The sequence below is a fragment of the Ruminococcus sp. 5_1_39BFAA genome (assembly GCF_964240875.1).
Lineage (GTDB): Bacteria > Bacillota > Clostridia > Lachnospirales > Lachnospiraceae > Blautia_A.
Window position 1 is genome coordinate 19585 of sequence record NZ_CAXSVO010000036.1, and the last position, 11499, is coordinate 31083.

At 44.0% G+C, this 11499-nt stretch carries 10 protein-coding genes; all 10 read left to right on the forward strand.

Going from position 1 to position 11499, the window contains the following annotated elements; all coding sequences use genetic code 11:
* Window positions 1-43 precede the first annotated feature (43 nt).
* The 10 genes from ACESZH_RS21390 to ACESZH_RS21435 all read left to right on the forward strand — a co-directional run bounded on the left by ACESZH_RS21390 (window position 44) and on the right by ACESZH_RS21435 (window position 11387).
* Window positions 44-202, forward strand: a complete 159-nt coding sequence (locus ACESZH_RS21390; RefSeq protein ID WP_373219003.1) for a hypothetical protein — start codon at window positions 44-46, stop codon at window positions 200-202.
* Window positions 175-2310 carry an ATP-binding protein gene (locus ACESZH_RS21395; RefSeq protein WP_373219004.1) on the forward strand — a complete coding sequence of 712 codons (2136 nt, stop codon included), beginning with the start codon at window positions 175-177 and terminating at the stop codon, window positions 2308-2310. The genes ACESZH_RS21390 and ACESZH_RS21395 overlap by 28 nt, the downstream gene beginning before the upstream one ends.
* Window positions 2303-3700 (forward strand): ABC transporter substrate-binding protein, encoded by a 1398-nt coding sequence (locus tag ACESZH_RS21400; protein WP_373219005.1) that lies wholly within the window; start codon window positions 2303-2305, stop codon window positions 3698-3700. Before ACESZH_RS21395 ends, ACESZH_RS21400 begins: the two co-directional genes overlap by 8 nt.
* A complete protein-coding gene (locus ACESZH_RS21405) occupies window positions 3685-4182 on the forward strand; it encodes a hypothetical protein (protein WP_373219006.1) in 498 nt (165 codons plus the stop codon). The genes ACESZH_RS21400 and ACESZH_RS21405 overlap by 16 nt, the downstream gene beginning before the upstream one ends.
* A 19-nt stretch (window positions 4183-4201) precedes the next feature.
* A complete protein-coding gene (locus ACESZH_RS21410) occupies window positions 4202-5992 on the forward strand; it encodes an ABC transporter substrate-binding protein (protein WP_373219007.1) in 1791 nt (596 codons plus the stop codon).
* Between the two features lie 158 nt (window positions 5993-6150).
* On the forward strand, window positions 6151-6888 hold the full coding sequence (locus tag ACESZH_RS21415; protein ID WP_373219008.1) for a MerR family transcriptional regulator: 738 nt from the start codon (window positions 6151-6153) through the stop codon (window positions 6886-6888).
* 50 nt (window positions 6889-6938) lie between these two features.
* The gene (locus ACESZH_RS21420) at window positions 6939-8039 is read left to right on the forward strand and encodes a hypothetical protein (RefSeq protein WP_373219009.1); all 1101 of its coding nucleotides are present in this window, start codon (window positions 6939-6941) and stop codon (window positions 8037-8039) included.
* Window positions 8040-8155: 116 nt separating this feature from the next.
* Complete coding sequence (locus tag ACESZH_RS21425) at window positions 8156-9715, forward strand: alkaline phosphatase (RefSeq protein WP_373219011.1); 1560 nt, start codon at window positions 8156-8158, stop codon at window positions 9713-9715.
* Between the two features lies 1 nt (window position 9716).
* A complete protein-coding gene (locus tag ACESZH_RS21430; protein WP_373219012.1) occupies window positions 9717-10838 on the forward strand; it encodes a YibE/F family protein in 1122 nt (373 codons plus the stop codon).
* Window positions 10839-11069: 231 nt separating this feature from the next.
* Window positions 11070-11387 (forward strand): hypothetical protein, encoded by a 318-nt coding sequence (locus tag ACESZH_RS21435; protein ID WP_373219197.1) that lies wholly within the window; start codon window positions 11070-11072, stop codon window positions 11385-11387.
* The last annotated feature ends 112 nt before the right edge of the window (window positions 11388-11499 follow it).

Consider the following 11499-nt stretch of genomic DNA (forward strand, 5'->3'; position numbering starts at 1 on the left):
GTAAAAAATTGAGGCAGATTAAGAAAAGAATGGATGAAAATTTATGAAGAAATCCAATATGGAAAAGGAAAAGCAGAAAAAGTATTTTATGACAGGCGTTGCGGTAACGGTTATCACTCTTGTTCTGTTTCTTATCATATTTACAACCAATTATTACAGAAACCTGAAGGATCAGTGTTTGAGGAACATAAGCTTCATCTGATTGAATTTACAGATAAAGTGTCAGAAATAATTGACGGCGTTGTAGATACTTCATGGAAACAGTTAAGTGCCTGCGAGCATACTGTTATGAATAACCATAATCTGGATTCCATAGAAACACTTATGGAATTTCTGGCAAGTACGGGGGATTTCTTAGATAAAGAGCAAACGATCGCCCTGGCAATTGATCAGGACGGAAAGTATTATGCGTCTGATGGAGCAACAGGATATTGGACAGAAAGCAGGATTCTGGCAGGAGTGGATGAAAAACAACAGGAAGTAATTGAACTGCCGCATATTGCGCAAAAAGTATATTTCCTTTTTATAGAGCGATTAACGGATCCAATTGAAGTACGGGAAACCGGGAAGAGCATAACGCATATTGCGGTGGCCATTGACATTGATTCTCTGAAAGATCAAATGTCCGTTCAGGGATTTGGAGAAAACTGTTACTCCTATATTATCAATAAAGATGGACGGCGTCTGTATCAATATACCTATGCGAATAATTTTATCGGCGGATATAACATTCTGAAATCAATCGAAGAATATCCGATCATCAATGGCGGAACATATGAGGATTTGCGTAGAGTTTTTCAGGACGGGGAAAGTATCGCTTTGGAATTTGAATATACGGATGAAGTGACAGGGCAGACATCAAATTGGTTTGTGGCAAACTCTGCTATCCGCTCTGCAAACTGGGAGGTTTTGCTTTTTGTGCCAACAAATGTGTTGGGTGCAAATACAAATCAGCTCATGAAACAGACGCTCCGGTATTTTCTTGTGGCAGCAGTGGGCGTTATTTTTCTGTTTGGCACTATGATATTTGTTATTGTGCAGGGAAAATCGGATAAAAAAATGATGGCACAGCAGAAAAAGGCAAACGAGAAGCTTACCGCAGCATTAGAGCAAGCCAAAAGTGCCAGCAGAGCAAAGAGTGAATTCCTCTCTTATATGTCACATGACATTCGGACGCCTATTAACGGAATTATGGGTATGACAGAGATCGCGCTCAGGAATATTGGGAATAAAGAACGTGTTTTGGACTGTCTGTGCAAAATACAGAATTCTTCCAGGCATCTGTTAAATCTAATTAACGATGTTTTGAATATGAGCCGAATTGAGTCCGGAAAAACAGAAGTTGGACATGCCCCATTTGATTTGCGGATCTGCCTGGCAAACTGTGCATCCATCATTGACGGACAGCTTGTCGACCGGGAACTGCTTCTGATCAGGGAATTTGAGGAAATGGAGCATCCATTGGTGATCGGAGATGAACTTCACCTGCGGCAGATTTTGATCAATATTTTGGGAAACGCAGTCAAATTTACGCCGGATGGAGGGAAAATCTTTTTACGTGCAAAAGAAATATGCCACGAAAATGATAAAATAAAAGTTCATTTTGAGATCGAGGATACCGGAATCGGCATGAAACCTGATTTTTTGCCGCGTTTGTTTGAACCTTTTTCTCAGGAGAATGCCGGCTCCCGCACTACTTATAAAGGAACAGGTCTTGGTATGGCCATTACCAAGCAGTTTACAGAGCTGATGGGAGGAACGATCCAAGTAGAGAGTGAGCCGAATGTAGGAACAAAATTTGTGATAGAACTGCCCATGGATATTGATCTGGAAGCAAAGGAGGAAGAAACAGAGCATACGGTCCACATCGAACTGGATGGAATGAAGGTTTTGCTGGTTGAGGATAATGAACTGAATCTTGAGATTGCCCAGGAGCTTCTTGAGGAACAGAATATTATTGTTACTACAGCCGAAAACGGTCAGATTGCGGTAGATCTGTTTGAAAATAGTCCGGCAGGAACCTTTGACGTGATTTTAATGGATATTATGATGCCTGTAATGGATGGGGTTACTGCAGCGAAAACCATAAGGGGATTAGACAGACCGGACGCAAAAACAATTCCGATTCTGGCAATGACTGCGAATGCCTATGATGAAGACGTGAAAAAAACAAAGGAAGCTGGTATGAATGCTCATATCACAAAGCCTGTCAATCAGAATCTGTTGATAAAAACATTAGGTAATTACTATTCAAAAAGAAAAACAGTTTTAGTTGAATATTTGGATAATAAAGGAGAAAAGGGTGAATAAAAAAAGTAAGAAAGTCGTTTTTGGGCTGCTGCTGTTTACGCTACTATGCAGTCTGGCAGCATGTGGAAAAGACGGCAGCAAAAACGAATCAGTTAAAGAAATGCAGGAGGAAGAAACGGAAGGCGGTCATGAGCCAATTACAATTATCCGTTCCAACGACCTGATCACGGAAGAATTTGTGAATGCTCTGCATAAGGTTTATCCGGAGATCAACCTTCAAATCGTCAGCTATGGGGGAAGAAATGGCTCCGGACAGGCACAGTACAGTATGGAAATGGATGATATGACGGACATTTATGTTACATCTAAAGCATTTAATAAAGAACTCATGCCGGAGCGTTTGGTAGACCTGGCCAACTATGATTTTATCAATAGCTATTCCACATTTCTGCTGAATTCGCTGGATGTGAAAGGCGGTATTTATTTGCTGCCAACCGGATACACAGTAGCCGGGATGTTTTATAACAAGACGATCATGCAGGAGAATGGGTGGTCAGTTCCGGACAGCTTTGAGGAACTGCTGGCTCTTGCCCCGGAAATCGAGGCAGCGGGCTATCAGCCCTTTGCAAATGCTATCAGTCTGGAAGGCTATCCCTTCAACTATTTTTTCAGCCTGGGAAACACCATATACTTTGGCACACAGGATGGCGTGCAGTGGAAAGAAAACTTCCCCAAAGGGAAGGCATCTGCCGCAGGAAACGAGGGTCTGGAGGAAGTGGTTCAATATTACAATGAGTGGATCGAAAACGGTATTATTACCAATGAGCATATGTCGACCGAGGAATACCTGGAGAGCGGCAATGTTGTATTTTATCTGTGCCTGGGCCTGCCCTCCTATGAGTATGAGACGGAGGATGGGAAGACCTATGAATTTGGCATTATGCCCTGGCTCAGCAGAGACGGCTCCAACAATATGCTGACACAGGATGTACCCCGGTACTTTGGACTTAACAAACATCTGGAAGAAGAGGGCAACGAGCAGAAGCTGGAGGATGCTCTCCATGTCCTGGAGTTTCTTTCTTCTGAGGCCGGTCAGGAGGCAATCATGTCCATGGCCGCTACCAATCTCTATGCATCGCCTCTGAATATGGATGAAATATCGGAAGATCATCCTTATCAGGAAGTTGCCGATGTGATAAATTCCGGTCATACGGTACAGCAGGTCTTTGTGGGCTGGGAGGATATTCTGATTCCTGTGGCCCGGGATATGCGTGCGGTGATCACAGGTGAGCTCTCTGCTGATGAACTGCTTGAAAAGTTGGACGAGACCTATAATGAAACCGCGCAGCTCGGGATCCGGGCACAGATCCGGATGAACTGCTTGAAAAGTTGGACGAGACCTATAATGGGGTTGTTAATCTGGGAACGGTTGATATGTATGGGACATTGACCGAAACGCTGACTTATGAAAAAACGGCAGAGCTTTGTGCTATTGCAGAGGGGAAAGCAGCGGACGCTGACTGTGCGATGGTTTCCCTCAATGAATACCATGGAGGGGATCTTTATAACAAGGTTGGTGTTGGCTGGTATTTGTGGGCTGATAAGATTGACACCGAAAGAATTAATATGATCCGTCCGTCAAATACAACGATCTCTGTGCTGACGCTTACGGGTGCTGAAATCAAAGAACTGCAGTCGGGTGGTTTTGATTATAATCAGAACGGTAACCCTTATGAATATCTGCTGGTTGTAAAAGACAGCATGGAACTGGACGATGATGAAATTTACCGGCTGGCAGCAGGAACTGAGGAATTGTCGGAAACCATGCAGGCGAAAGCGGAAACTGTTGAAATTTCCGCAGAAAACGCCATTAAAGAGTATATTATGGAATTAGGTACATTTAGTGCTGCCGATATCATATGGAAAGATTAAGTATTTGGGAGGTATGCAGATGGATATAAAATGGAAAAAAGCAGTTACTCTGATTCTGATGTTTGTTATGGTATGCGGCCTGACAGCGTGCGGAAACGCCAAACGGCAAACTGATGCGGGAACAAAAAACGAGGAACTACATGAGCCGCTGACGATCAATCGTTTTAATATCTATATTACAGAGGAATTCGTGAATGCCCTGCATGAGGTCTATCCGGAAATCAATCTGCAGATTGTCAGCTATGCGGGCAAAAATGGCTCAGGGTACGCACAATGCAGCATGGAAATGGATGATATGACGGATATACACGTCACAACGCAGCCCTTTCATAAGGAGTTGATGTCGGAGCGTTTTACAGACCTCTCCAACTATGATTTTGTGAACAATTATTCCACTTTTCTGTTAAATTCGCTGGATGTTGACGGCGGTATTTATCTTCTGCCTTCCGGATACATGGTGGCAGGTATGTATTATAATAAGACGATCATGCAGGAAAATGGGTGGCAGGTTCCGGACAGCTTTGAGGAATTGATGGAGCTGGTACCTCAGATTGAGGCAGCAGGATATCAGCCGTTTGCCAATGCAATTGATCTGGATGGTTTTCCTTTTAATTACTTTTTTAGCTTGGGCAATACCATCTACTTTGGTACGCAGGACGGTGTAAAGTGGAAGGAGAGCTTCCCAAAAGGCGAGGCCGCAGCAGCAGGGAATGAAGGATTGGAGAATGTCGTTCAATATTATAATGAATGGGTAGAAAACGGTGTGATTACCGGTGAGCATATGTCTGCCAATGAATATATGGAGAGCGGAAATGTGGTATTTTATCTGTGCCTTGGTCTGACTTCCTATGAGTATGAAGCGGAGGATGGATCTACCTATGAGTTTGGCATTATGCCCTGGCTTAGCAGAGACGGTTCCAATAATATGCTGACGCGCAATGTACCACGCTATTTTGGGATCAATAAGCACCTGGAGGAAGAGGGCAATGAGCAGAAACTTGAAGATGCCCTGCATGTAATGGAGTTTATTTCTACAGAGGCCGGTCAAAATGCAATTATGGCCAGTACGAATAGTTATATCTCTCCTTTAAGTGATGGCAAAATGGCAGATGATAATCCATTCCAGGAGGTTGCAGATGTGATTGATTCCGGTCACAGTGTGCAGATGGTCTACGTTGGCTGGGAGGATTTGATCGTGCCGATCGCACAGGATATTCGTGGTTTGATTTCAGGGGAGATTCCGGCGGAGAAACTGACGGAAGAATTTGACACCACCTATGACGAAGTATCCAATTTAGGTTCTGATACGCTCTACGGCACATTGACGGAGACCTTATCTTATGAAAAAACAGCGGAGCTTTGTGCCATTGCGGAAGGAAAGGCAGTCGATGCCGATTGTGCCATGGTTTCTCTGAATGAATATCATGGAGATGATAATTATAACTTAAAAGGCGTCGGCTGGCATCTGTGGGCTGACATAATCACTACGGAACAAATCACCATGATTTGTCCCGGGGTAACAGGGACGATTTCCGTGCTGGAGCTGACCGGCGCTGAAATAAAGGAAATGCAGAAAGCCGGTTTTGACGCAAACCAGAATGGCAATCCTTATGACTATGTGCTGGTTACCAGAGGGGATGCGGAATTGGAAGATGATACGGTCTACCGGTTGGCGATTGCTACGAACGAGTTGCCGGAAACGGTGCAGGAGAAAGCGGAAGCTATCGAAATTACCCCGGAAACTGCCATCCAGAATTATGTTAAGGAGCTGGGGACATTTGGTGCTTCTGATATTGTCTGGGAAGGGTGATCACTCATGAGCTTATCCAGCTTTTTTATTTGGGGCAACCGGAAGGGGTTCTGATATGCACTGTATGAGCGATGCCCCTGGACGGTGAAAAAAAGCAGTATTTCCTATTGACTCTCCCGCAGCGTTACGGTTTAGGATGGAATCGAAAGGAGGAAATCATGAAAACTGTAAAGGAAGTATCAGAGATAACCGGTGTGAGCATCCGGACATTGCGGTATTACGATGAGATCGGGTTGTTAAAGCCTGCCGGGTTAACGGAAGCGGGCTATCGTCTTTATGACAACGCGGCGATCGAAAGACTGCAGGAGATCATGTTCTACAGAGAATTGGAGATTCCATTGATCGATATTAAGGAAATTCTGGAAGATCCGGATCATGACAGGGAGCAGGTCTTATCAACTCAAAAACGTTTGTTGGAGCGGAAAAGAAACCGCTTGAACGGAATTATTGAGTTGATAAGCGATATGGCGAAGGGAGTGAATACGATGAGCTTTGAAGCGTTTACGGATGAAGATGTAAAGAAGATTTTTGAACATTCACTGGAATTGCAGGGAGAAGATTCGATACAAAGCATCATAGAAAGGTTTGGAAGCATAGAAGCATTCCGGGAAGAGTTTTCCAAAAACCTGAAGGATGAAAAAATGAGCAGCCATCTCATAAAGACATATGGAAGCAAAGAGAAAGCAGTAGAAGCAAGCCTGCAGGCAGCCGGGGATAGGGAAGGATTAAAAAATGAAGTTGCAAAGGATTATCTAAATCATTCCCAGCTGGAAGCTGCCACAGACAGCCAGTACGGAGACGGGGTCACCCAATATATTGGACATGCCATTGAGCTTTATTATGGGGTGACTGTAAATGGGAGTCATGAAAACAAGCTGGGGCTTGATTTCGCTTAGGTTCTGATATAGAATTTTATGAAAGAAAGTCGTCAGGGAGGCAGGAATGAGTGATTTTGAAAAAGAGAAAGCTTATTGTTTATGAAATCATGCACATGGAAAAAGCAGTGGCAAGCATTTCATTGACCGGAGATGCTAGGATTCTTGATGAAAGGTTTATGCCATATGATCTGTATCTGGAGGAAGATGAGGACAATGATATTGATACCAGAGTGAATAATCTGGACAATTTTTATCACTGGTGTGCATCACGTGTGTTATCTCTGGATAGAAAGTATGCAAAAGAAATATTGAATAGTATAGGTGTCTCACAGGCTGTAACAGATAAAGACCGTGCAAATATTTCCTTATCCTACCACTGTGTTTCACTTACCGATGTTTACTGGGTGAAAAAGCAGGAGGAAAAAATTACCTTTGCAGAGATCAATCTATATGATAATCCATTAAACGAAGCGATTGTGGAGATATCTTTGAGGGGGCATCAGATGACTGTGACAAATCATGAATTAGCGCCTGATTTATCGACAAAAGGATGCTTTCCAAAAGCCTGGATACGGAATGAACAGGGCTTCCGTCTGTTAAAGGATGGGGGAGAAGCAGTAGTTGAAAGAGAACTGCTGGCAAGTGAAATTTGCCAGTGCTTTGACGTTCCGCAGGTCAGATACCGGAAATACATGTATGGGAATGAGATTGTTTCGGAGAGCGATCTTATAACCTCCAAAAAATATTCTATGATTTCAAAGATAGCGTTTGAGATTTATGCCTGCAATCATGAACTGGATACACTTGAGGTTTGTAAAAAGCTGGATCCCATTACGTATTATGGTATGAATATTCTGGATTATCTCACAGGAAATACTGACCGTCATCCTGAGAACTGGGGATTCTTAATTGACAATGATACGAATGAGTATGTTTCTCTGTATCCGTTAATGGATTTTAACCAGTGTTTTTTGGCATATGATGATTTGGAGGGAGCAAATTGTCAGACAGTTCTTCCGCGGAAAATGACGCAGAGAGAAGCTGCTGTTGAGGCCGTGAAGCATATTGGATTAAGACAGATACGGGAAATGGATATGAGTAGATTCAGAAATATGAAAAAAGAGGCTGAAATGTTCAGCAGGAGGATTCTGGAGTTAAAGTCTGTGTGACACCTGCCAGGATTTTACTTAAATTTAGCAATTTCAGGCACGAGGATTTTATAATGGGCTGATACCATACATTTGTCAAAACAAATAAAGCAAGACAAATGGAGGAAAAAGTTATTATGAAAGCAAAGAAAATCAGCGCATTATTGTTAGCTGCAAGTATCCTGTCAACAGGTGTTATGATTCCGGGCACAGCGATGGCGGCAGAGACAACGGAGGAAGCCGCAGAGTCTACCGCACAGGCACCGAAGTACATTTTCCTGTTTATCGGAGACGGAATGAGCTATCCCCAGATCCAGACCACCAATTATTACTTGAGCGCTCTGGCAGATGACGGCGATGAGATCCTTACCAGCCAGAATAACCTGAATATGATGTCATTCCCTGTAGCAGGCTCTGCACAGACCTATGACAGCACATCCTTCTGTCCGGACTCCGCTTCCACAGCCACTTCGATTTCCACCGGACATAAAACCTACAGCGGAACCATTAACATGGATGAGAAGATGGAAACCCCTTACGAGACCATCGCGGAAAAATTAAAAGGTCAGTTAGGCTATAAGATTGGAATCCTTTCATCCGTAAACTTAAACCATGCTACCCCGGCTGCATTTTATGCTCATCAGGCATCCAGAAACAGCTATTATGAAATCGGTGAGGAAATGATCAACAGTGGTTTTGACTATTTTGCAGGCGGCGGTCTGAAAAAGGTAACCGGTGCAGAGGGAGACAAGCAGGACCTCTATGAACTGGCAGAGGAAGCCGGATATAAGGTAATCAAGACACAGGCGGAAGCAGAGGCTCTGACAGCAGAGGACGGCAAAGCCATCGTGATCGATGAAACTCTGGCAGACGATGATGCTATGAGCTATACCATGGATCTGGAAGAAGGAGAATGGGCACTTGCTGATTATGTGGAAAAGGGCATTGAGGTTCTTGATAACGACAATGGTTTTTTCATGATGGTGGAAGGCGGAAAGATTGACTGGGCATGTCATGCAAACGATGCTGCCGCAACCATTACCGATACGGTTGCGCTGGACGACGCAGTTGGAAAGGCAGTAGAATTTTATCAGGAACATCCGGATGAAACCCTGATCCTGGTAACAGGCGACCATGAAACCGGCGGTCTGACCATCGGCTTTGCAGGCACGGACTATGACACCTTCCTTACGAACCTGAGCAACCAGAAGATATCCTATGCAAAATTTGACTCCGATTATGTTTCTGCATATAAAGAAAACAAAACAGATTTTGATACTGTAATGAAGGATATCACAGAGCTGTTCGGCCTTCAGGCACCAGACGGAGAGGAGGCAGCGGCGAATCAGGCTGACAGCAAGGATCAGCACCCGGAGTCCGAGGACACAGGCTCCCTTGTTATGACAGACTATGAGTACGGCAAATTAAAAGCTGCTTATGACGAGACAATGGCACGCACAGGAGAAGAGGAGGAGTTCGGCCAGGAGGAATACCTTCTTTACGGAAGCTATGAGCCGCTCACAGTGACCATCACCCACATTCTCAATAATAAATCCGGCATCAACTTTGCTTCCTATGCACATACAGGAATTCCGGTTGAGGTATTTGCAATGGGTGCAGGACAGGAGCAGTTTGAGGGCTATTATGACAACACAGAAATCTACAGCAAGATGGCTGCCCTCACAGGAGTAAAATAATATGATCAGTCGGCTGAAAAAGAACTCTGTTTCTTTACTGGCGATTGTTTTGATTGCCATCCTCATGGTCCTGCCAACGGGCTATGAGGATGCTGTTATATATAAAGGAACAGACAGGGTACAGGCAAAGGTAATTTCTACGGATGAAAGTACAGTGAAAAGTTCGGGACTGATCCAGTCAGGTGAGCAGTATTGTGATGTGAAAATTTTAGGCGGGAAATTTAAGGGGCAGACCGCAAGAGCTGTCAATATGCTGAGCGGATCCCTGGAATCAGACAAGATTTTCCGGGAAGGGGATATTGCGCAGGTGGTGATCAGCTATAAAGACCAGGAGATACTTTCGGTGACCATGACGGACCATTACCGGATCGACAAAGAATTGATCCTTGCCGGAATGTTTGTGGTACTTCTGATCTTGTTTGCAGGTAGGACCGGGCTGCGTGCAGTGTACTCCTTTGTGATCACAGTCTTAGCAATCTGGAAGATCATGGTTCCGGCGTATCTGCGGGGTGTCAATCCTATATGGTGTGGGATTCTGATGACTGCCTTTTTGACGGTTCTGATCATATTTCTGGTATATGGGTGGGATAAAAAAACGCTTGCCGCCAGCAGCGGGGCCTTGGCGGGCGTGCTTGTGACCTGCGTGATGGGCTGCCTGTTCACAGATGCCTTCAAAATCCATGGTGCAGTCATGGCATATTCTGAGAGCCTTTTGTATGCAGGGTATCAGGATCTGAACCTGACAAAAATTTTTATGAGCGGCATCTTTATCGGTGCGTCCGGGGCCATGATGGATCTGTCTGTAGATATTACGTCAGCAGTCAATGAAGTGATTGAAAAGAAACCGGGAATCGGATGGAGGGAGGCCGCCCGCTCCGGGATGAATGTGGGAAGGGCTGCCATGGGGACCATGACCACCACGCTTCTACTGGCATATTCCGGCGGATATATCGCCCTTCTTATGACCTTTATGGCACAGGGAACGCCTATTGATAATATTTTAAACTATAAATATGTTTCCGCAGAGATCCTTGATACGGTGATCGGAAGCTTCGGACTTGTGACCGTGGCGCCCTTCACAGCCATCACAAGCGGATTTATGCTGACGCGAAAATATAAATAACGATTGGGAAGGGGCGTCGCCCTGCTAATTTAGATATAATTTAAATTAGCAAGTGCGACAGCCCCTTTTTAATGTGAACTTCCATGGTAATTAACTCTCGTTTGTATCAGAAAAGACAGTGAAAATGATAAAAATCCCTTGATTTCTGTGAATAAACGCGATTTTTCTTGAAAAATTGAGTAAATATGGTAGAATAAAAGAGAAGTAATTAACTCTCGAAAGGAGACTATCATGTATCTCGATTTTAAAGTAAAAATACCATCTGATTCAGCTGGGATAACTCGTAAAAAAATCAAGGGAACCACGTACATTTACTACGCATATGAGCATAATTACAGTTCAGAAAAAGGATACACTGTCCCTAAGAGTACATCGATTGGCAAGTGCACAGATGATGATCCGGAGCTGATGTATCCGAATACTAACTTTCTAAAATTTTTTCCGGCTGAGGAACTTCCGGAAACAAAAGGTGAAGCTCACAGGAGTGGGTGTCTCAGAGTTGGCACATATTTAGTGTTGCGCAGAATCATTTCAGAGTATCACTCTTAACTTCCTGTAAAATTAACTCTCGTCATGTCCAAACAAGAGGCTGTAAAAAATCTTGTGTCTTTGGAAAGTGAATCTTTCTGATAAGAAATAGATATGTAAGGTTTTGCTGTCG

Bases quoted from the DNA above. Each gene is read 5' to 3' on its own strand.
- ACESZH_RS21390 (WP_373219003.1), top strand. From the start codon at position 44: ATGAAGAAATCCAATATGGAAAAGGAAAAGCAGAAAAAGTATTTTATG.
- ACESZH_RS21405 (WP_373219006.1), top strand. From the start codon at position 3,685: ATGTATGGGACATTGACCGAAACGCTGACTTATGAAAAAACGGCAGAG.
- ACESZH_RS21410 (WP_373219007.1), top strand. From the start codon at position 4,202: ATGGATATAAAATGGAAAAAAGCAGTTACTCTGATTCTGATGTTTGTT.
- ACESZH_RS21415 (WP_373219008.1), top strand. From the start codon at position 6,151: ATGAAAACTGTAAAGGAAGTATCAGAGATAACCGGTGTGAGCATCCGG.
- ACESZH_RS21425 (WP_373219011.1), top strand. From the start codon at position 8,156: ATGAAAGCAAAGAAAATCAGCGCATTATTGTTAGCTGCAAGTATCCTG.
- ACESZH_RS21430 (WP_373219012.1), top strand. From the start codon at position 9,717: ATGATCAGTCGGCTGAAAAAGAACTCTGTTTCTTTACTGGCGATTGTT.
- ACESZH_RS21435 (WP_373219197.1), top strand. From the start codon at position 11,070: ATGTATCTCGATTTTAAAGTAAAAATACCATCTGATTCAGCTGGGATA.